The sequence below is a fragment of the Haladaptatus sp. CMAA 1909 genome (assembly GCF_043952005.1).
Lineage (GTDB): Archaea > Halobacteriota > Halobacteria > Halobacteriales > Haladaptataceae > Haladaptatus.
Window position 1 is genome coordinate 378270 of record NZ_JBIOAV010000002.1, and the last position, 20503, is coordinate 398772.

Sequence of the window (20503 nt, forward strand, 5' to 3'; positions counted from 1 at the left end):
ACGACGATCGATTTCAGCGCTGCTAAAGAACGGAAATACAGGTCACAACTGGAACCGCATATAAATCGAAGGCGGCCATCGGTGACTATCAGACCGAAACGAACCGCTCAGGGGAGGTATTCGCTGTAGTTTTGGTTCACGATTCCATCGCGTTCCTCGATCTTTTCGGCGCACTCCTCACGTCCGGTTTCGCGAAGCCGCGCGGTGTAGGTGTCCATGTTCCCCCGAAGATAGAACGAACCACCGTCACGTATCACCTCGAATATCGGATCGGTCAGCGATCGAGGTGCCTCGGAATTTCCGCCGTTGTCACCGATCGCAGCGTCGATACCGCGTTGACCGCGCCAGAGGTTCAACAGCGCCATCCCATGCTCTGCGATCGCCGGATGGTCTTTGGCGACGTTTTCGGTCTCATGGGGATCGGAGGAGAGATTATACAGTTCGACGGGAGCGAAGTCCCGCCAGCCATCGTGGTAGGTTCGAAGGAGGAGCCAATCGTCCCATCGAACACCGCGTTGACATGCCCATGCGCCCTGTCCGGTGACCAAGAATTCACGTCCTTCAGATTTTCCGTCGGTGAGGGATCCCAAGAACGACTGCCCATCCCACCCTTCTGGGATGTCTCCGGCGACGAGATCAACGAGCGTGGCGGAGAAATCGAGGTGGTAGTGCAAATCATCGTCCACTCCTGATTTGATGCCGGGGCCCTTGATGATCAGCGGGACGCGACAGGTTGTATCATCAGCTGTCTGGTGGTCGCCGTAGACGTTGAGTTCGCCCAAATTCTCCCCGTGATCGGCCGAAACGACGATCACGGTTTCGTCGTAGACCCCCTGATCTTTCAGCAGCTCCACCATCCGACCGATATATTCATCCATATAGCGGATTCCGACATCGTAGCCGTCGACCCAACGGTCGAAATCCCTTCGGTCTCGAATCTCGTCCGGTGTCCGCTCCAACTCATCTGGGCCATCGCCGCTCAAATAGCCATGGTGAAGGTCATGAGCGCTGTGTGGTCCATAACTTTCGTACTGCTCTCGAATGTGTTCGTCCGTCAGCCACTTTGGGGCAGGATCGTCGGCGAAGGGATTCCCAAACTCCGACGGTGTGTCATAGGGAGTGTGTGGATCCCAGAAATTGACGTGGAGGTACCAATCTTCATTGCAGGCGTTCTCCCGAAGCCACTCCTCGGCGTGTGGATAGACCACATCAGCGCGCTCTACACCAAATCCGCCCGTATCGATCCACTCCTCGAAGCCATCGATGGCGTGCCAGGCTCCGTGACGCTGCGGAAACGGACTGATGAACGTAGTTTGATGTCCTTCCATCCGAAGCGCGGACGGTAACGTTCGGTATTTACCGCGATTCGTATGCCCGCGCATGTCTCCGCGGTGTCGAATATCTGCATTGATTCCGGCGTGACCGATTACGCCAGTGTGGATGCCGAAACGTCCCGAAAAATACGCCGTCCGCGATGGTAGGCAGGGCGCATCCGAGACGTAGTAGTTCGTGAACAGACGCGCTTCGTCCGCGATTCTGTCGATGTTCGGCGAGGTATCGCGTTCGTATCCGTAACAACCCAAGTGGTCGGGACGGAGCGAGTCAGCGTCTATGTATAAGACTCTCATTCCATCCCCAGCTATTTCACAGAGGTAAAAAAGCGTATCTACTCCCGATAGACAGGATTGGAAAACCGGGTAGAGGGAATGATCTGCTACGACCATCCCAACTGTGGATTGCTATCCGCAGGAACGAATTCTTCGCTGTTCAGTTACAACGTTACCTCCAGTCTGGTATCCGTTGCTGAACGGGCGATTTCGATCGTGAAGGGCCCTTCGAGAGCGGTCCAACCATCCGTCTCGTCATACCGAGTAAAGGCCAAATCGTCGAGATCGACATCGACGGTTACCGTCTCGCCGGCGGGAATAGTCACCGGTTCGAAACCGGCGAGTTCCCGAACTGGCCGGTCTTCCTCGACGACCGACGGCTGAGCGTACGCTTGTACAACCTCACGGCCGTCACGCTCGGATGTGTTTTCTACAGTGACTCGCAGTTGCCGGTCGTCCACGACCTCTCCCGAGTGATACACGAACTCGGCATAGGATAGCCCGTGACCGAATGGATAAATCGGGTCAATATCAGACGCATCGAAATGACGGTATCCGACGAACAGCCCTTCGGAATACTGTACCTCACCATCTTCTCCGGGGAACGTCTTCTTTGGAGATATCGGATACTCTTCTTCATTCGCGAATGTGACTGGAAGGCGGCCGCTCGCATCGATGTCTCCGAATAGCACCGCTGCGAGCGCGTCTCCATCGGATTGTCCCGGATACCACGACTCCAGCACTGCCCCGACGTCGGTTCGCCACGGCAGTTCGATGGGCCCGCTCGACTGCACTACCACGACCGTGGTATCGTTGACCGCTGCAACTTCCTCGATGAGTTCCTCCTGCCGTCCCGGAAGTCGCAGGTCTTCGCGGTCTACCGCTTCGGCTGCAGAATCTTGAACGACGACGATAGCGACGTCCGCGTCCGCTGCAGCCTCGATTGCGTCGTCGAAATTCGGTTCTGGACCTCGATCGTCGTCGTCCTCACTACCGCCAAAGAACGAGATTTGTTCGACCTCGGGAAGACCACGTTCGACGGTAACAGTACCGTCTGCTCGGTTCTGGATTCCCTCGGCAGTCGGAACTTCATGGAGGGCGTCCATCTCGGACGAACCACCGCCGGTCGTTATCTCTCGGACACCTGGCCCCACCACTGCGATATCCGTATCATCCGCCAGTGGGAGGACATCGTCGTTCTTCAGAAGTACAGTACCACGCGCTGCGATCGATTCTGAAACCGATCGATGTCCACGCTTCTCGGTCTCCCCCTCGCTCTCGTCGTCGTCGAAGGATCCGATTCGTTCCATCTGACGCAGGATTCTCGTCACCATGTCGTTTATTCGTTCCTCGGGGACCTCGCCAGTTTGAACCGCTTCAACGAGCGGATCAGCGAACAGATTCGTATTCGACATATCCGGCATTCCATCCGATACGTCGTCCGTTTCGCCAAATACCGACTCACTGTCACCGTCGTTAGGTTCGAGTCCGAACGCCTTCCACATCTCCTCACGAGTGATTCCGGGCATTTCGAGATCGAGTCCTCCATTGGCCGAACTAACGGTATTTACAGTTCCGAACCAATCCGAGACGACGTACCCCTCGAACCCCCATTCGTCCTTCAATACGTCGGTAACCAGCTGTCGGTTTTCGCTCATAGACGCCCCATTGACGCTGTTGTAGGCTGTCATCACAGACCCAGCACCGGCCTCGACTGCCGCTTTGAAACCGGGAAGATAACATTCCCTGAGCGCACGGTCGCTGACGTCGACGTCGACCGATGCTCGGTTGGTCTCTTGGTTGTTGGCGACGTAGTGCTTCGGGGTCGCAACGACATCCTCGGATTGAATACCCTCGACGCTAGCACGTGCGAACGCTGCTGTCAGGACTGGATCCTCGGAATAGTACTCGAAATTTCGTCCACAGTGTGGAACACGAATCAGATTGACTCCCGGACCGAGCAACGCATCTTGGTTGCGTGCCTTTGCTTCACGACCCATGATGACGCCCTGTCTCCGTGCAAGAGTCGGATCGAACGTCGCAGCGAGGGCGATCGATGCCGGGAATAGGGTTGCGGGTTGCCCATTGGTTCGGACTCCCAATGGTCCATCGGCGAGTCGGAACTCCGGAATTCCGAGTCGTTCTACACCCGGGAGATATCCCGTGGCCAACCCGGCCGGGTCTGCTGCTCCATGGACGAGTTGTACCTTCTCTTCGAGGGTTAGCTCTTCTACAAGCTTCGTAACGCTAGCGTCTGCTATCGCCATCTGTACTCCTCCATCCCACCTAGTCTTGATAAACATAGTGGGTGCTATGACCGGTATTACGGGTAATTCCGGAGAACTGCGAAGCATATCTCCGCATCAATCCACTCCAATATCGATCGGGATGGTGAACCTGCAATACTCCTCTTTGGAATCTAATTCTCCACGTTCGACCCCTGGAATCGATGGTAGTATTCCTAGTAATACTAGTTTTACTCCTGTGCTCATTCGTAATCCACCAGCGCTGACTATGCATTCCATTACAATACTACCACTGTCACAACCCGTTACGGTACTAAAACTGTAACACCATTGACTACGGTTTCAGTACCAACGCCATTCTGTGATATTCGGTAACAATACCGCTCGATGAACAGCCCATCGAGAGATAGTAATACTCGTATTACTCAATGGTCAGTACCTTACTCAGGTTGTCGACGTAGAGTTCGAACTGGCCCGATTCTATCGAACGGGTACCGTCCGGTCCGATGACAGCGAGATCGGTAGCGGAGAGGGTGAACTGAACCGTCTTCGTCTCACCGCTGGATAGGTTTGCCTGTGCAAACCCTTTCAACTCACGAACAGGTGTCACGACGGAACTGCGAAGATGCTGTCCGAACAACTGAACCGTTTCGATTCCATCCCGATCGCCGCTATTCGTCACAGTTACTTCCACCGTGACTTCCTCGCCGTCAGAAATTCGCTCCTCCGAAAGTTCGATCGATTCGTATGTAAATTCGGTATAACTCAGCCCGAATCCGAACTCGAACAGCGGATCGTAAGAGGGGAGATGTGCCCCGCTTCCTATCGGGCTCGGGTGAGGGAGCCAGTCGTGTCTAACCGGGAGGTCGCCAATGGATCGCGGAACCGAAATGGGAAGACGACCAGATGGATTACAGTCGCCCAGAAGGACGTCTGCAATAGCCCTGCCACCCTCTATGCCGGGGAAGAACGCCATAATAACCCCGTCAGCGTGATCGATCGCCTCGGTCAGTATCAGCGGACGACCCGTAACGACGACGAGAATCGTCGTTGTATCTGGCGTGTCGACCGCCTCTAAGAGATTCCGTTGGCTGTTGGGCAGTCCGAGCTGATTTCTTCGCGGAAAACCGTCCGTTGCGTCGTTCATCCAGCTCAGTCCGAACTCGTGAAGGTACCAGGGCTCGCCGAGAACGACGACGGTTACGTCGGCGTTTCTTGCTTTGGCGGAAACTTTCGCTGGATCCGACAACTCTCCGGATCGAATTCCCGGCTCGTACGCCACATTCGTTTCCGAATCGACAGCCTCTTCCAGTCCTTTCCTGACGGTCGGCCCGTACGATTCGTCGAATCCAAGTACCGTCCATCCGCCAAGGAGATTGTCAAGGGAATCCGCGTTCGGTCCCGTGATGAACAACTCGTTGGCGCTGGTCATTGGAAGTGCTTCATCGCGATTTTGAAGCAGGATAATCGAGCGTTGTGCGGCTTCACGCGCGACCTGTCGGTGAGCATCGGATCCGACGCTCTTGATGGCGAACTCGGGCGAGACGTAGGGGTCCTCGAACAACCCTAATTCGAATTTCAAGCGAAGGATTCGTCGAACGCTCCGGTCGATGAGAGATTCGTGAATGATTCCAGACTTGACTAGATCGAACAACATTTCGGCGTGTTGAGGACCGCCAACGGATGCGATGTCGAGTCCGGCGGTCGTGACCTGCTCAATCGCATCTGTGAGCGAATCGGCCGTACGGTGTCGTTCCGTTAGCATCCATACACCGAGCCAGTCGGAGCACACTACACCATCGAACCCGAGTTGGGATCTGAGCATCTCGGTTAGGTAAAACTCCGAAGCGTGTGCAGGCTCGTTCCCGATCGCATTGTACATCGGCATTAGCGCCGCCACGTCTTCATCGATCGCTCGTTCGAAGGGGGGGAGAAAGACACGTCGGAGGGTACCCATCGAGATGTCGACAGGGGCTGTATCTTCTCCCCGAGTGGGATCGCTGCTTGCCGGGTAGTGTTTCACCGTTGCGGCCACCGCTGTATGCTCGGTCAGGTCCTCACCTTGTAGTCCACGTATCTCCGCTGCTACTAACTCGCCAACCAGATGCGGAGATTCCCCGTACGTTTCATACGTTCGCCCCCATCGCGGTTCCCGGGCGATATCAGCAGTTGGCGAATAGTTCTGGTTCGCCCCAGTCGCAGACATTTCTATTGCGGTAACACGTGCTGCACGATTGATGAGATCAGCATTCCACGTCGAAGCCATGCCGAGATTGTGTGGGAATACAGTGCTTCCTTCGATGTTCGCGTGGCCGTGGATCGCATCGACCGGAATCAGTAGTGGAATACCGAGTCGCGTTTCGTTTACCGCTACTCGCTGCAGCCGATTCGCGACCTGCCCCGCTACAGCGACCGTGTTGTACGGTGCGAATCCCGTCCCAAACGGCGTCGTCGATCCGATAGTATGGTTTCGAATGGCTTCTTCGACGTCCTCCAATGTGGTTTCCCGAGGGTCCTTCCGCTGCGTGTCGCTGAATGACCCAACATGCATTCCGACCATTTGCCCGACTTTCTCTCGGAGCGTCATCCGATCAAGTAGATCCGTTACCCGATCCTCGGTCGATGTGCTCGAATCAAAGTAAACGGGATCATTGTTCATACTGAATATCGACGAGAGAAGCATATTAAAGTACCCATTCAAACAATAGCAAACTATTTGAGACAGGAGTTGTACCAGTAATACAGGTAATACAAAATGGCAATCGAATCAACCGTTGGCTATCGATCCAAGCACGACATCATATACTCGCCCCACTACCTATGAGTGAAGATTCGTCGGATAGCTCGGACTTGAGCGCATTAGAACACGAAGAATCGGATACCAATATCGCGAAACAGTGGACGAACAAGTCCAAAGAGAACACGCCACTTCCGATCGATGACGTGGACGTGAAGTCCGAGTGGGTCGGGATAACGATCTATCTCCCTGAACAACTACGTGAAGAGTTGGAACTGGTCTTCCGTGAACACAGTTTAGAGTCGAAACGCTCTACAGATTTGGATCTGAAAAAACTCCGTCACTATTACCCGCTCGTGGTCGCACTCGGATTGAAACTGCTCGAGGACACCGACACCAAGGAAATTGGACCGCTCTTTTCTTATATCACGAGTGAGTACGAGTGATATCATACACCATATATCATATTAGATATCAATAGTGTATTTGGTGGTGCATGATCACACCAGCTCTGATTCAGCAGACGACTGGAAATCACAAGATGAGTGAGATTTATTGAAACGGACTGATTTTACGCAGAGACAGGCAGGAGTATTCGGATGGTGTCATATACAGTAACAGGAGTGTGAGTTTCGGCGAGCGAGCGATGGATCTGACAGTTACATGCTTTGTTCCTGCACAACATTTTTGTGACCGAGTGCGTATTCCGAATCATGACTGATCCAGATTCCGCATGCTGTTCCGGGTCAAGAAAGATGATAGGAGCAGTTACGGATGACCCCGAGCCAGCATCTACAGTGTCAGTCTCGTCTGGCGATGCAGAAAAGCGGACGAAGCGGATGGTTCAGATAGGCGGTGATATGTTCACGATGGGGACAAATTCGGAGGTTGGTTTTCCCCAGGATGGTGAAGGACCTCCTCGGGAAGTAACAGTGGACCCGTTCTACATCGACAAATTCGCTGTCACGAACGCGGAGTTCCTCAAATTTGTGAGGGACACCGAGTACGTTACGGACGCGGAACGCTTCGGCTGGTCCTTTGTTTTCGAGGATTTTGTCGCTCCTGCGGACCGAGATGAGATCATACAAAACGTTCCCGCTGCTCCGTGGTGGGTCGCCGTCCGTGGGGCGTACTGGGTTCGACCGGAAGGACCGAGTTCGAACGCACTGAAGTCGCGACTCGCCCATCCTGTGACCCAGGTATCCTGGCGTGATGCTGCGGCGTATGCAAAGTGGGCAGGGAAACGACTGCCGACCGAAGCGGAGTGGGAATACGCCGCACGCGGCGGCCTCGAAGGAAAACGATTCCCCTGGGGGGATGAGTTACGACCGGATGGCGAGCATCGGTGCAACATCTGGCAAGGGGAGTTCCCGGACAACAACACCGGCGACGATGGCTACACCAAGACGGCACCCGTGAACGAATTTTCCCCGAACGGCTATGGCTTGTACAACGTCTCAGGCAACGTCTGGGAATGGTGTCAGGACTGGTTTAACACGGACTACCACACGACCGATGCGTTCGACGATACGAATCCGAGCGGACCCTCAAACGGAGATCAGCGAGTCATGCGCGGCGGATCGTATCTCTGCCACCGATCATGGTGTAACCGGTATCGAGTCGCGGCACGATCCAAGAACACGCCGGACAGTTCGACAGGGAACATCGGTTTCCGCTGCGTCGTTGACGCGGAGTGAGCCATCAATCCGTGACGCTAGCACAGAAGGGATCCGATGTATTCAGTATCAGTACTTGCTTGGTTCGGATGCAACCAGGAGCATGGGTAGCGGATCTGTGTTCCAGGAGGATCCACATGCCGGTAAGTACGCTTCAGAGTCCCGGACCTAGATCAACTGTCGTTACGTTCAAATGCCGATATTATGTTTGATGGTCTCGAAAAGTCGAGCAGCGATTTCTGGGTGTGAATCCGAGACATCTTCGCGTTCGTTTCGTTCGAGGTCGAAGAGGACATGCTGGCAGGTCGAGAGATCCGTCGGTGTCGACGTGAAACGTCGAGCGTAGGATTTAATCGCCTCTTCGGGACTTTCGGGATCGTATCCGGTGACTAGCTTGTATCGACCGTCGAACGCCATTCGCCACGACTGGAAGCCGGCGTAGACCGCATCACGGTGGCTGTCCGTCTCGGCATCGAGTAGGGGGCGGAGGGATCGGCTGTCGACGTCGCCCGGATCGACACCGGCATAGTCAAGGAACGTGGCGTGTAGATCGAGCAGGCTCGTGGGTTCGTCCGTTACATAGTTCTCCCGAATGCCAGGACCGGCAACGATGAGCGGAATACCGACCGAGCCCTGATACGGGTGCTGTTTCTGCCAGAGCCCATGGTCACCCAGCATCTCCCCGTGGTCGCTCGTGAAAACGACGATGGTGTTTGTCAGTTCACCACGGGACGTGAGTTCCTCCATATAGCGCCCGACCCATCGGTCGATGTTCTCTATCATCGCTGCGTAGTTCCGACGGATCTCTTGATGGGTCTCCTCGTCCAAGTCACCAGCGGGATTCGTCGGGTGGGGGAATTTGACGTCGGGATCTCGATACCAGCCGTACATCTCCTCGCTGACGTCCATCGGTTCATGTGGTCCGGCGAAGTTGACTACCGCGTGCCATGGACGATCCTGAGGGACTTTATCGAGGAGGTGCATTCCGTTACGCCCGATGTAGTTGTCGATGTAAGCCTCGTGCGGGAGCGGCGTCGGCGACGTGTTCTCGTATGCCTTATCCGCATATATTCGATGCCGCTCATATAGTAGATCCTGGACGTGTGCTTGAGCGAGTCCCATACTGTCAAGGTACGTCATGTAAGGATCTTCCAGTCCGTCGTCCCAGCTGATGACGGCATCACCTTTTCCGGCACTATCTATCCCAGCCGAGAAGCCCCACTCTTCGAGGAGAAAATCTCCTTCGTCTCCCCAGACGTACTCCGGCTTATGCAAGTCGAACTTTCCGCACCCAGAAACGTGATATTCGGCATCGTCGCGGAGCCGTTCGTAATACGTCGATCGTCCAGGCGAAAAGCTCGTCTGGTTACTCGGGACGCCGCAGCGGTCGTACTCGTAACCGGACGCCAGACAGGCCCGTGAAGGGCCACAGGTGGGGACCGGACAGACCGTATTTGTGAACCGGACCCCGCGCTCGGCAAGTTCGTCGAGATGTGGTGTTCGCACCGGAACGTTCGAGTTCGTTCCAAGCCAATCGAATCGATGCTGATCGCTTATCAGTAGCAGGATATTGGGCTGTCTTGTACCAGGCACGACTGTGAACCCAACTACAATTCATATATTTCTTTCTATGTTACGGAGTGGATTGCAGTGTACTATCCGACGAGAAAGACCCAGACTCAGAGATGGGTTCAATGCACCAGTGGTAACCGCACCGGTGTACCCGGGAGAAATTCCGAAAGGCACATCTACGATGGATAACACGTTTGCGCGTGGATGTGATGGGTGCAAGAGATCGACCCATGGCCACCGAGAACAGGGAGTATCGATATCGTTCGACTTCTAGTAACTACACTTGATTGGCGTAGTAGGGTTTTATGGTATCCCTTTCAGTAGTAATCGAATAGATATGACGGACCAGAATCGTCCGAACGTGTTGTTCATCCTCTGCGATCAGATGCGGCGACAAGCGATGAGCTGTGCCGGGGATCCGAACGTCTCAACGCCAAATCTCGACCGACTCGCCGAGAATGGCGTTCGGTTTACGAACGCAAATTCAACTGCCCCGATTTGTGTTCCAGCACGGTTGTCTCTCGTAACCGGACAACACCCACACACCCGGAACGCCCACCACCACTGGCGGATGTCTCCTGCAGAGCGGACGTACGGCCACGAATTTACAGAGAGCGGCTATCAAACCGGATACATCGGTAAGTGGCATCTCGCTGACGTAGGGCGAAGTCGACCGGTTCCGAAACAGTATCGGGGTGGATTCGAGTACTGGCGCGGGTTCGAGCTCAAAAACGACCCGTTCGATACGGCCTACTACAAAGATAACGAGCCAAAACCACACCCGATCGAAGGGTATCAAACCGACGGCCTATTCGATCTCGGCGTTGAATTCCTCGACGACGGTGGAATCGAAGACGAGCCGTTTTGTCTCACGATCTCAGTTGAGCCACCGCATCCCCCGTTCATCGCACCGAAATCGTATCTTGAGGACTGGGAAGACCGGTCGCTGGAACTCCGGCCGAACGTACCGTTTCCCCACTCTGAACCACCGCTGAACATCCTTGGCAAGCCGTATTCTCAATGGGGAGATATAGAAAGTACCACCGAGGAACTGTACAAACAGTATCCGTACCACGGTGAGATATTCTTCGAGGAGATGCGGAAGTACTACGCGATGATCGAGAATCTCGATGACAACGTGGGGAAATTAATCGAAGAACTCGAACGGCGCGGGATCCGCGATGAGACGGCGATCGTGTTCACCTCGGATCACGGGGAGTTACTGGGTTCACACGGATACATGGCGAAGCAGCATCCGTACGAAGAGTCCGTCGGCGTCCCGTTGATTGTTTCGTATCCGAACGGCGGTATCGACACAGGCTCAACTATCGATACCCCGACGTGTACAGAAGATATAGTTCCAACGTTCCTCGGGTTGGCGAGTATCGAAAGCGAGCGAGAATTCCCGGGTGTTGACCTCACTCCGCTGATGCAGGGCGAGGAAGGAACACTCGATCGGGACGGGGTTCTGTTAGAGTTCGTTCGTGAGGTCAGACCCCAACTGCCGTATCACGAAGAGACGTGGCGTGGATTCCGGACGGTACGGTACAAATACACCGTCAAAGGGTACGATAACATGAGCCCCGGTTCGTTCACGGAATGGGGCGAACCTTGGCAGCTATTCGATCTCGAGGAAGACCCCTACGAACAAAAAAATCTCATTGACGATCCCAATCATCGGGATGTCGCCCAGCAGATGCACGGCCGACTTCGTGATGCCCTTATCGAATACGATGATCAGTACGCGCTTGGCCCTGCCTTCGGCTACGATAGCCTGAACACGCCGGATATATGAAGTCGGACACGCTGTTTTGGACAGGATAAGTCGAATGGGAAAGATTGACCGTGACCTTGATCTCCGCACAAGCGAGATTTGTGTGTAGAATGTGGTTGCAATATTTCCCTACTAGAATAAATCTCATCACTCCGTCAAGTGGAAGTAGACAAGACACCACTACTTCCAGTGTAGATCAAGGCTTCAAGCCCTCTATCGTACGGTAGTAGTCGTTTAGACATCTATAAATCGTATATCGCTACATAGAATACTCGCTGGGGAAGTTGCAGAGAGTTTCGGAGGATAGTTCTGGAAGCTGGCGTTTTGAGTCAGAACTGAGCAGGGAGATTGCTACACACAGATGTGGCTGATATCGCTGTAGGGCCGTCAGAGGACAATCGGTAGGTGAAACGCACGCCTATTACCCGCGTATCATGGCAGACGAAGAAGCGACAGACCGAACGTCGGCCGGAATTCGATCTTTGACCGGCTCAACCGGTTCGTTGGGGAATGGGAACTGGAGGTGCCGCTGGACGGGCAATCGATCAGAGGTGGACGCGTTACGTTCGATTGGTTCGAGGACAGAGCCTTCCTCGTTCAACGAGCAGAGGTAGGGGATCTTTCGGATGCGCCTACTGAATGGGTCAAGAACGCGCCGCACTCTTCAGTCTCAATCATCGGGTTGGACGATGCGAGCGAACAGTTCACGATGCTCTATGCCGACTCGCGCGATGTCTTCCGCGTGTACCAGATGAGTCTGAACGATGACGTCTGGAAACTGTGGAGGGACGCACCGGGGTTCTCACAACGCTTCACGGGCACTTTCCGCGACGACGACACGATCGAGGGGACATGGGAACGCTCAGACGACGGGACTGAGTGGGAGGTAGATTTAGACCAGGTTTACACGAAGGTCGAGGAGTAGAGCGAACGATGAGATTGGTGGCACGTTAGAGTGAACGTTACATAAGCGGTTTGTAATATCGTCTGATTCAGCCACCACCGAGCGGTAACTACAGGTGGAGTAGGTATCGCTGCAAGTCCATAAGGGGATCAGTGTTAAATGAAACGCTCGCCAACATCTGCTGAGCCATGCACGGGAGGCACATCATGACCACTGCCACAGACAACGTAGCGGTTGTAGAATCCGCCCGAAAAAGCATAGGCATCCCCGTGTCAAATCGTCGAGGGAAAAATGGGGGAGGGAAAGTGACGTGGGAGAGATTCTCGTTGACGAGTTCCTGTCGCTCGATGGCGTCATGCAAGCTCGGGCCGACCCGGACGAGAACGGTGATGGAGGGTTTCCGTATGATGGCTGGCACCGTCCGGACTTCGACGACGTGTATGCGGACGTGCTCTCGGAGAGCCTTTCCTCCTCAGACGCCCTCTGATCGGTCAGAAGACCTACGAGATCTTCGCCGCATACTGGCCGACGGCGGAGAAGGAGAGACCGCCGACTTGATGAACAGCATCGACAAGTTCGTCGCCTCGAGGACCTTGGACGAAGTGAAATAGCAGAATTCTACATTGCTCAAAGGGGATGCGGCAGAGGCCGTCCCCGAGCTGAAACGACAGATCAGCGGTGACCTCCGGGTCATGGGCAGCGGCGAACTCGTCCAGACGCTCATGCAACACGATCTCGTCGACCAGTACCAGCTCAAGATCCATCCAAAAATCCTCGGGAGTGGGAAGAGACTCTTCAGGGAGGGAAGCAAGCGAACCGATTTAGAACTTCTCGACAGGAAAATGACCGGGACAGGCGTAGTAATTCTCAAGTACCGGATTGAAAAATAGGAATAGACGGAAGAGGCAGGATCGGGGTTCGAGTTCTGAGCTCGCGTAAATCAGGTGACCCGGACGCTCTCTAAGCAGACCCACCGATCAGCCGGTTCACACCCTTATTACACTGCAAATAAATCACGCATCAAATCCATCCTCCGAGGTTGTGAAGATGAGACTACACGGGCAATAGCGTGCCCAGGATGCATGATTCGGGACAGCAGTCGAAACTTTTGACGCCAGTTGACAGTTCGACCCAGAGCTGTGGCTCATCGACTGGCATTCATTGTATTGTACCGCAGTTCTAGCCACTTCTTGTCTGCTTCAGCAGCGTGAGAACCATGGTTTCCGTTATAAGTTTCTTTAACCTTCGTTGACCATTAAATAGTGTCGGACAATAATGCTGTGTATGGAGTACCGCACACGGTCGCGTATCCGTATCCTTATCGGTCTTGTTGTAGCTCTCCCTATTTTTACCAATTATTGGTTTGGTTGGCCAGAGATCAAACCATATCTCGAAATGGCAGTAGTAACGATAGCTGCTTTACTTTTAGTTTTAGGATGGGCGTACTACGATTTCTTCACCCAGAGAAACTCGCAAAACACGTAGTTTGCGTCCCCCACATCGTGAATGAATGCGTTGAAAACACCAATTCCAACTATTGTTCAAGGTGCATTTTTGTTCCCAATAATCTCGGCTTCATGGTCAGTACGGTCGCCGGTGAACGAATTGTCCTCCGTCAAATCAATCGCGACGATCCCAGCGTTCCGGTCATACGAGGACCCCGGAGTTAATATATGTCTGAATATTGGTTGTTATAGTATGGTTGAAGAACGGACACGGCGACTAAGTGGCTTCGTCACCCGATATGGAATCTTCTACCCGGGTATTGCGACTGGGTGTTCCTACCTCGCAAGCACGATTCTCGCGGCAAGTTTCGAAATCATCCTATTCACTGTATTCGCGATAGCCGCCGTTCTGACCGGATTCAGTGCGATGAGTGGCCCCTCGTCGAACGATCCAGTTCATGCTCAAGGCGGGTTCTTCGGCACGGTTGACGCTGGGGAAAATTGGGGAATTACTGCTATTGTCAAACTGATCCTATTTGACATAGGAATGGCGATGGTGCTCACCATCTACACTTTTGCATGAGCTAAGCCTCGGGTGAGTACTGTCGTGAGATCCTCCTCTCAACGTATTCTATGCATTGAGAGCTATTGACGCAACTCTTGCAATTCATCTACTAATTGCTCCAGGTTACATATATTCCGTAGATGAGGCCAACAACTGCGCCTTCCGTCACACTACTGGGAAGGATTATAAAAGGCGTGTTACCACTAGTTGCTGGCAACGAGTCATGGTGAACGAGTATATCCGCGGTGAGGATAGCTGTACCGACGAGCGTGAGACAAATGGCTCCGGCAACACTCCAAACGGTGATGGCAACAGCCTGTTCGCCCCGATAGTCGCCTGTCGCTAACCAGTATCCGGCGTAGAATAGCACTACTGAAAGACAAAGCGGGAATACGACACCGGAGACAACCGGCATCGTGTGTAAATTTTCGAGAAGATGGTCAATGTGCATCAATCCAGTTATCATTCCGATACTGCTGATAACGCCCCCACTAAGCCTGCGCTGAGACACTGGGGTTCCGATTAGTGGCCTACCCATCCTTCTAGATTTTCTCGAAGACGCTGGTTTTGATCATCGAACAAACGATACAGTCACTATTTCATACGTGTACGGATATATCTTGATACACGAGAGCAAATTATTTATCACTGAGCGTTTAAACTTGATATAATGAGTACAAACGTCTCTTCCATCCTCGTTGGCCGCAACCAGCACCGCTCTCGACAGTTTTCGGTTCTGGGGGGCGCTTTTGGTCTGGGGAGTGCTTTAGCATACACCGCGATAGTGCTCGGTGGGCTTCCGGATACCTTCCCGTTCATGATCGGGCCTGTGGCAGTAGTGCTTGGTGTCGCGACGATTAGCGCATTTCTCAACGACGGGCTTCTCGTAAGTGGGTTGATTACAGGTATGTTCGCACTTGGAGGAGTCGTTGCGATGCATATCGATGCCAGTCTTGGTCCGGTTAGCTATCCGGTTTCTCTAGCAACGGACATCCGTATCATTGCGATTTTCGTCGGGCTCGGAATCGGAGGGTTCGTCATCGGTGCTGTCACACGACGCGCGATAACGCATATTAGATGAGAATCGAGAGGAGAAGTGGATACTGCGTGATGACCTTGGTAATGCTCCCCAGTAGTGAACTCAAATTGTAGAGAATAGATAATAAACGTCGATGTTTGCAGGCGATAATAAAAATCTAACCCAGATATGCATTTAAAAATCAAGTCTCGACTTTTGACATCGAATTCTCACAACATTGGAGGATCAAAAGTTGGGAAGTTGGTTGGATCAAAGGCTGGGGAGTTAGCTCAAGAAAAGGTACTGCGTATCGATCACAATTAACTCTATTTTAGAGCTTATAATATAGCTATACAATACAGAAACAATGATTTCACAACGAAGAAGAGCCCGAATTAGATTTATTAGTGCCCTCTACCGGACGATTCAAAAGGGTACTCAGATACTGGGCAATCAAGAGAACGAATCAAGCCACTTGGATATTCGGTACTTTGTGTTCGGGTTTACGTACCAAATCGTGCACGGCTGGACGCGTGACCGCGATTACTGGAAAATCCGCACAAGCTACTGGCGTCGTTTTGCGACCTTTGTCGCACTTGTTGCTGTGTTCCTGAGACTGATAGGTCGATCACAAACTCTGAACGTGAGAGTCTTGCGCTGGGGAGCGCGATTGGAACAGTACTTTACAGGTGCTGGTACGGAGTTCTCTACCCGCTTCCCAGCATAAACGAGTAGACGAACACGCTCCTCCTATGTGAAGAAGGGACTATAACGGCTAGAGAGAGTCTCAAGGTAGTCCGGCGTAATTCACGAGTCTCAGCTACGTCGAGAGGCTGGCTACGGTACATCAAAGAACTCGTCTACCTGATTATACAGGCGACGGAGAGAACGACAAAAGACACATTCAGAGCGGAAAATTATTGTTTACTTGTACTTCAGTTTTGGTATGGTCTCCCGCAAAGCACGCCTCCGATACGTTCCATACGGATTGATAATCATTGGTTTCATAGCCATGTGGTACGGTTACTTTGAGCGTCTTCCATTCCTTCTCATCGGAGTCGCCGCCATCCTTGGAGCAGGGTCTGTCCTCGTTCGTGGATATACCGCGGCAAATATTGCAATCATGTTTGGAGTAATGGCACTAAGCGGCTTGCTTGGAGTTATCTATGCAATTAGCGTCAATGGGGCCACAATATGGGCTGTCGCCTATCTTGCAGTCGGAATTGTGGCAGGCATACGAGCAAGACAATACTGGCAGGCCCGTCCGTGGAAACCAGAAGATAATGCCTGGTAGACCAGTGAGATTAGTGCTCCAATAGAGTACCTGAATCAGCTACGGTTCCCCTCAACGTAACATAGGGTAGCTCACCGTCTGCATTGAGAACAGCAGTCTCAACTACCAGTGGAGCGGAAGATACGACTACAACGGGGCCCCACCGTAGGGAGGCCACTCGTGGTATGAGGTCGCAGCGATCTGCGGAAGGCCTGGCGTCGGGATGGTCTGTTGGTAGCATTCTCTCTTCACTGTCTACAGACACGAGTCACCCTGATTGATAGTCATCCCTTCGTTTACACACGAGTCACTCATATCCTGCCAGCCCTCCAGCCCGCTCAGAGGCCGTAAGAATGCGCCGACTGCTCACTTCTGTCGCATTGAAGCAGCTCGCCACGTGTCAACCAGTACGATTGCGAGTCCTATACCTAACAAAACTAGAAAGGAGACATGGGTTATCTGCCAGAGAGCTATTAAACCGACCGCTGTTGCACCAATTGTTAGAGGCAGCGAACGATTTTCAGGCCATTCAAACGAATTCATACCCGAACTTCTTGCCGCTCGACCTTCATTTTTACCCTGTCAGTAGACGCTTGGTTGCTCACAGGCCCCCTCGATAGCCAAGAATTACCGTCATGCGCTAGCGAAACGTACAGGGAGCGCTTCTGCGTCGGCGTGAATCAGCTCCACGTTTCCGAGGTCTGTCTCACTCATTGTCTTCTGGAGGTAGCGAAGGGCGTCGTGATTTCTCTCGATGGCGTACACGACACCCAACGGTCCGACTCGTCGGGCCACGCGGAGCGCTGTGCGACCGGGACCACTCCCGGCCTCGACAACCGCGTCACCGGTTTCGACTGAGACTTCGTCGAGCCACCTGGAAACGTACTCGTCGCGTGTAACCGACCGATCGTACACTTCGTCCCAGGTGAGGTGGCTCAGATCTCTGTGGTAGTCGTCGGTTATGCTCGTCCGTATCGACCATTGAATCTACACGCAATCATCCTGTCTTTTCGCTCCCACAAGAACCGGGTGGACTACCTCTCCGGTGGTACCAAGTTATCCGCCAGCCATCCAGCGAGTCTCTCTGTGTCGTGGGTACGGGGTCGACTCGACGCGCGTCAGATCGTGTAGAAATGAAATCCGCAGGCGTCAATTTGAATCGGTGTCGATGGGAAGGTGACTCTAAGTGCGTTACGAACGTAACTCGGAGACGTCAAAGACTGGTTTGCAAGTCTGTCCGCCAACGAATGATTCGAAAGCTTCGTCAGCGTTCAATAGCGAAAAGCGGTCGTCGATGAATGTCTCAGCATCAACGTCGCCGCTATCAATCAGCCGAAGCGCGTTCTCAAAGTCCCCATACATCGAAGCGTAAGAGCATTGGAGATCGATCTCGGCGCGAACGAGCGGCGAGTATTCCATGGTAGTCTCACCAGTCTGCCCAATGAGGACTATCTGGCCGCCCTTCCGTACTTCCTCAACTGCGGAAGAAAGACCGGAGGGGTGACCGGTTGTGTCGAAAACGACGTCGTATCCGATATTATCGGTAAACTCCTCGCGACACAGATTGAGGTCATCCGTTGCGATGTTAATCGTCTCGAATCCAAGCTCTTCGGCAAGCGGGAGACGGTAGTCAGCGTCCTGTCCAACTCCGGAGACGACCACGTCACCGCCCTGAGCGCGTGCTATCTGGGCCGTCAATAGGCCGATTGGTCCTGGACCTTCGATCAAGATCCGATCACCGGCACTGACCCGTGAGTTCTGGATGACGGCACGGGCGCCGATGCTCGTTGGTTCGACCATAGCGGCGTGTTGTTGTTCGACGCCGTCGGGGACCTGGTGAAGCGCTTTCTCGGGGACAGCGATGAATGGCTCGTAGGCGCCATCATGGTCGACGCCCGTGATGACGGAGTTCTGGCAGACGTTCGATTCGCCGATCTCGCACTGGTAGCAGTCACCACAACCTCGAATCGGTCGCTCGACCACTCGGTCACCCACGTCGAACTTCGTGACCGCGTCGCCGATCTCCACGATATGGCCAGAATACTCGTGACCGATGACAGTCGGAAGTTTCATCCGCTCGAAGGCAGACTCAAACTCGTAAATGCCGGCATCGCTACCGCAGAGACCGGCGTAGTCGACTTCGACGAGAGCCTCGTGAGGACTCGGTTTCGGTCGCTTACGGGAGATAATGTCCATCGCACCTGGGGTACGGTCGATTTTCGCTAGTCCTCGCATAAGGGAGAAATCTCGCGTCGGGGTAAATAAAGTGTGAGGTCGATACAAAAGCTTGCCTCTCTCCGAAACAGTAATGGAGTCATCTGACACGATACAGCTATGGATTCCTACGAGCACACTCCGGTGTCTGTCAACGAGAAGCGTGCGGTCGTCGTCGGCGGTACGAGCGGTATCGGACAGGTGATTGCCCTCGGATTCGCGAGCGAGGGCGCGGACGTTATCGCGACAAGTCGTGGCCAAGAGAAGGTCACTGAGACTGCCGACGCCATCGAAAACTACGGCGCCAACACTGCCCGGATTACATGCGATGTCACTGATCAGGATTCGCTAGATGCAGTGTGTGAGACTGCGATTGAGGAGTTTGGCGGCCTTGACGTCGTGGTCGCCTCACAGGGAGCCATCTCCCGCGAGACGGTGCTGAGCATTGGTGATGACGACTGGGACTTTGTAACCGATGTGGCACTGAACGGCGTTCGAAAGGTAACCCAGGCAATGGCGCCAGCGATGGACGAGGGGGGGTCGATAATCAATATTTCTTCAATGGCTGCCCGTCTCGCGATGGCGAACCTGCCGGCGTACTCCGCGGCCAAAGGCGGCGTCGAGGCCTTCACTAGGTCATCGGCAAAGGAACTCGCCCCTGAAATCAGGGTCAATGCTATCGCGCCAGGCTTCGTCATCACGCCGCAGAACGCCGAGACGTACGCCGAGGGGACCGACAAGCGCACCGAAATTAACGAGCGGACCCCCCTCGGCCGGGTAGCCGACCGCGAGGAAATCGTCGGCGCGGCAGTGTACCTCGCTAGCGATGCCGCCTCCTACGTGACTGGCGAGGTACTCACTGTTGACGGCGGCTTCGGCGACAGCGCATTCTGAGGGGAATATTCGAGCCCGAAATCCGTTTCTCATAGCCAAGATAAACCGGGAAGCAAAACCGTTGAACGGTATCTCAATGCCGTTGCTGCCGAGAATACTGCTGGATACACTAGTTGTGTGAATCTCACCGAAGTTCGGTATACGCTCGCCCGAAAATACGACCGAGCGACTGCTGACGAATATCTAGAGTGGCTCGACTATCTTGGCATCAAGCCTGTCGATGTCGAGCAGGTGTGGATGGACGCTTCCGACTATATTCTCGAATATAATCCTGCTCTGGGCGATTCGTTCGCACGTGCGACCGCAACCCATCTCGACGCAACGCTCCTTGTTGGTGGGGATGACGATTATGATGAGATCTCCTCGGAACCCATTGAGCGCTTTCGCGACGGGTCTGCGTAGCTATCCTTTCGAGCGGCGGTCGGAACTTCGTATCTGTGGAATAGGCTGTTCAGACTTGCTCACGCCGAATCGTTACGATATCTGCAGCCACTCGTTCAGATCCTTCGGCTGCAATCACGAGCAGATTCGGCGCTGGTGTACAGGGCGCTCGATCACCAACGTGAAATCCTGCATCT

18 protein-coding genes and 1 pseudogene are annotated in these 20503 nt (G+C 53.8%); 11 read left to right on the forward strand and 8 right to left on the reverse strand.

Annotation, left to right across the window (positions count from 1 at the left end; genetic code table 11):
• Positions 1 to 107 precede the first annotated feature (107 nt).
• The 4 genes from ACGYLY_RS19950 to ACGYLY_RS19965 form a co-directional block, all read right to left on the reverse strand.
• Positions 108 to 1628, reverse strand: coding sequence for a sulfatase (locus ACGYLY_RS19950; RefSeq protein ID WP_395284781.1), 1521 nt, complete (start codon positions 1626 to 1628; stop codon positions 108 to 110).
• A gap of 143 nt (positions 1629 to 1771) precedes the next feature.
• Positions 1772 to 3874, reverse strand: a complete 2103-nt coding sequence (locus ACGYLY_RS19955; RefSeq protein ID WP_395284780.1) for a beta-glucosidase — start codon at positions 3872 to 3874, stop codon at positions 1772 to 1774.
• Positions 3875 to 3970: 96 nt separating this feature from the next.
• On the reverse strand, positions 3971 to 4099 hold the full coding sequence (locus tag ACGYLY_RS19960; protein ID WP_395284779.1) for a hypothetical protein: 129 nt from the start codon (positions 4097 to 4099) through the stop codon (positions 3971 to 3973).
• A gap of 175 nt (positions 4100 to 4274) precedes the next feature.
• Positions 4275 to 6512, reverse strand: a complete 2238-nt coding sequence (locus ACGYLY_RS19965; protein WP_395284778.1) for a glycoside hydrolase family 3 N-terminal domain-containing protein — start codon at positions 6510 to 6512, stop codon at positions 4275 to 4277.
• Between the two features lie 161 nt (positions 6513 to 6673).
• On the opposite strand from ACGYLY_RS19965, the gene ACGYLY_RS19970 reads away from it, so the two are divergent.
• Together ACGYLY_RS19970 and ACGYLY_RS19975 are read left to right on the forward strand one after the other, a co-directional pair.
• Positions 6674 to 7036, forward strand: coding sequence for a hypothetical protein (locus ACGYLY_RS19970; RefSeq protein ID WP_395284777.1), 363 nt, complete (start codon positions 6674 to 6676; stop codon positions 7034 to 7036).
• A gap of 267 nt (positions 7037 to 7303) precedes the next feature.
• A complete protein-coding gene (locus ACGYLY_RS19975; RefSeq protein ID WP_395284776.1) occupies positions 7304 to 8287 on the forward strand; it encodes a formylglycine-generating enzyme family protein in 984 nt (327 codons plus the stop codon).
• A 168-nt stretch (positions 8288 to 8455) separates the two neighbouring features.
• Here the strand turns inward: ACGYLY_RS19975 and ACGYLY_RS19980 are convergent, their stop codons facing one another.
• The gene (locus ACGYLY_RS19980; protein WP_395284775.1) at positions 8456 to 9859 is read right to left on the reverse strand and encodes a sulfatase; all 1404 of its coding nucleotides are present in this window, start codon (positions 9857 to 9859) and stop codon (positions 8456 to 8458) included.
• A gap of 316 nt (positions 9860 to 10175) precedes the next feature.
• On the opposite strand from ACGYLY_RS19980, the gene ACGYLY_RS19985 reads away from it, so the two are divergent.
• The 5 genes from ACGYLY_RS19985 (at position 10176) to ACGYLY_RS20005 (ending at position 14544) form a co-directional block, all read left to right on the forward strand.
• Positions 10176 to 11633 (forward strand): sulfatase, encoded by a 1458-nt coding sequence (locus ACGYLY_RS19985; RefSeq protein WP_395284774.1) that lies wholly within the window; start codon positions 10176 to 10178, stop codon positions 11631 to 11633.
• A 502-nt stretch (positions 11634 to 12135) separates the two neighbouring features.
• Positions 12136 to 12537: a hypothetical protein gene (locus ACGYLY_RS19990; RefSeq protein ID WP_395284773.1), complete on the forward strand. Its 402-nt coding sequence runs from the start codon at positions 12136 to 12138 to the stop codon at positions 12535 to 12537.
• 289 nt (positions 12538 to 12826) lie between these two features.
• Positions 12827 to 13003: a hypothetical protein gene (locus ACGYLY_RS19995; protein WP_395284772.1), complete on the forward strand. Its 177-nt coding sequence runs from the start codon at positions 12827 to 12829 to the stop codon at positions 13001 to 13003.
• A 136-nt stretch (positions 13004 to 13139) separates the two neighbouring features.
• Positions 13140 to 13406 (forward strand): dihydrofolate reductase family protein, encoded by a 267-nt coding sequence (locus ACGYLY_RS20000; protein WP_395284771.1) that lies wholly within the window; start codon positions 13140 to 13142, stop codon positions 13404 to 13406.
• Between the two features lie 808 nt (positions 13407 to 14214).
• On the forward strand, positions 14215 to 14544 hold the full coding sequence (locus tag ACGYLY_RS20005) for a hypothetical protein (protein ID WP_395284770.1): 330 nt from the start codon (positions 14215 to 14217) through the stop codon (positions 14542 to 14544).
• Between the two features lie 91 nt (positions 14545 to 14635).
• Here the strand turns inward: ACGYLY_RS20005 and ACGYLY_RS20010 are convergent, their stop codons facing one another.
• Positions 14636 to 15064, reverse strand: a complete 429-nt coding sequence (locus ACGYLY_RS20010) for a hypothetical protein (protein WP_395291270.1) — start codon at positions 15062 to 15064, stop codon at positions 14636 to 14638.
• A gap of 132 nt (positions 15065 to 15196) precedes the next feature.
• On the opposite strand from ACGYLY_RS20010, the gene ACGYLY_RS20015 reads away from it, so the two are divergent.
• The gene (locus tag ACGYLY_RS20015) at positions 15197 to 15607 is read left to right on the forward strand and encodes a hypothetical protein (RefSeq protein ID WP_395284768.1); all 411 of its coding nucleotides are present in this window, start codon (positions 15197 to 15199) and stop codon (positions 15605 to 15607) included.
• Positions 15608 to 16490: 883 nt separating this feature from the next.
• Positions 16491 to 16838: a hypothetical protein gene (locus tag ACGYLY_RS20020; RefSeq protein WP_395284767.1), complete on the forward strand. Its 348-nt coding sequence runs from the start codon at positions 16491 to 16493 to the stop codon at positions 16836 to 16838.
• Between the two features lie 612 nt (positions 16839 to 17450).
• Here ACGYLY_RS20020 and ACGYLY_RS20025 read toward each other — a convergent pair.
• Positions 17451 to 17732 carry a class I SAM-dependent methyltransferase gene (locus ACGYLY_RS20025; protein WP_395284766.1) on the reverse strand — a complete coding sequence of 94 codons (282 nt, stop codon included), beginning with the start codon at positions 17730 to 17732 and terminating at the stop codon, positions 17451 to 17453.
• Positions 17733 to 18008: 276 nt separating this feature from the next.
• The gene (locus ACGYLY_RS20030) at positions 18009 to 19052 is read right to left on the reverse strand and encodes a zinc-binding dehydrogenase (RefSeq protein WP_395284765.1); all 1044 of its coding nucleotides are present in this window, start codon (positions 19050 to 19052) and stop codon (positions 18009 to 18011) included.
• A gap of 99 nt (positions 19053 to 19151) precedes the next feature.
• Here ACGYLY_RS20030 and ACGYLY_RS20035 point away from each other — a divergent pair, with 99 nt between their 5' ends.
• The gene (locus ACGYLY_RS20035) at positions 19152 to 19925 is read left to right on the forward strand and encodes an SDR family NAD(P)-dependent oxidoreductase (protein WP_395284764.1); all 774 of its coding nucleotides are present in this window, start codon (positions 19152 to 19154) and stop codon (positions 19923 to 19925) included.
• Positions 19926 to 19979: 54 nt separating this feature from the next.
• Positions 19980 to 20327 (forward strand): annotated as a pseudogene (locus tag ACGYLY_RS20040) (PIN domain-containing protein); the annotation flags it as partial.
• Positions 20328 to 20503: the final 176 nt, after the last annotated feature.

Bases quoted from the DNA above. Each gene is read 5' to 3' on its own strand.
- ACGYLY_RS19950 (WP_395284781.1), bottom strand. From the start codon at position 1,628: ATGAGAGTCTTATACATAGACGCTGACTCGCTCCGTCCCGACCACTTG.
- ACGYLY_RS19955 (WP_395284780.1), bottom strand. From the start codon at position 3,874: ATGGCGATAGCAGACGCTAGCGTTACGAAGCTTGTAGAAGAGCTAACC.
- ACGYLY_RS19960 (WP_395284779.1), bottom strand. From the start codon at position 4,099: ATGAGCACAGGAGTAAAACTAGTATTACTAGGAATACTACCATCGATT.
- ACGYLY_RS19965 (WP_395284778.1), bottom strand. From the start codon at position 6,512: ATGAACAATGATCCCGTTTACTTTGATTCGAGCACATCGACCGAGGAT.
- ACGYLY_RS19970 (WP_395284777.1), top strand. From the start codon at position 6,674: ATGAGTGAAGATTCGTCGGATAGCTCGGACTTGAGCGCATTAGAACAC.
- ACGYLY_RS19975 (WP_395284776.1), top strand. From the start codon at position 7,304: ATGACTGATCCAGATTCCGCATGCTGTTCCGGGTCAAGAAAGATGATA.
- ACGYLY_RS19985 (WP_395284774.1), top strand. From the start codon at position 10,176: ATGACGGACCAGAATCGTCCGAACGTGTTGTTCATCCTCTGCGATCAG.
- ACGYLY_RS20005 (WP_395284770.1), top strand. From the start codon at position 14,215: ATGGTTGAAGAACGGACACGGCGACTAAGTGGCTTCGTCACCCGATAT.
- ACGYLY_RS20010 (WP_395291270.1), bottom strand. From the start codon at position 15,064: ATGGGTAGGCCACTAATCGGAACCCCAGTGTCTCAGCGCAGGCTTAGT.
- ACGYLY_RS20015 (WP_395284768.1), top strand. From the start codon at position 15,197: ATGAGTACAAACGTCTCTTCCATCCTCGTTGGCCGCAACCAGCACCGC.
- ACGYLY_RS20020 (WP_395284767.1), top strand. From the start codon at position 16,491: ATGGTCTCCCGCAAAGCACGCCTCCGATACGTTCCATACGGATTGATA.
- ACGYLY_RS20030 (WP_395284765.1), bottom strand. From the start codon at position 19,052: ATGCGAGGACTAGCGAAAATCGACCGTACCCCAGGTGCGATGGACATT.
- ACGYLY_RS20035 (WP_395284764.1), top strand. From the start codon at position 19,152: ATGGATTCCTACGAGCACACTCCGGTGTCTGTCAACGAGAAGCGTGCG.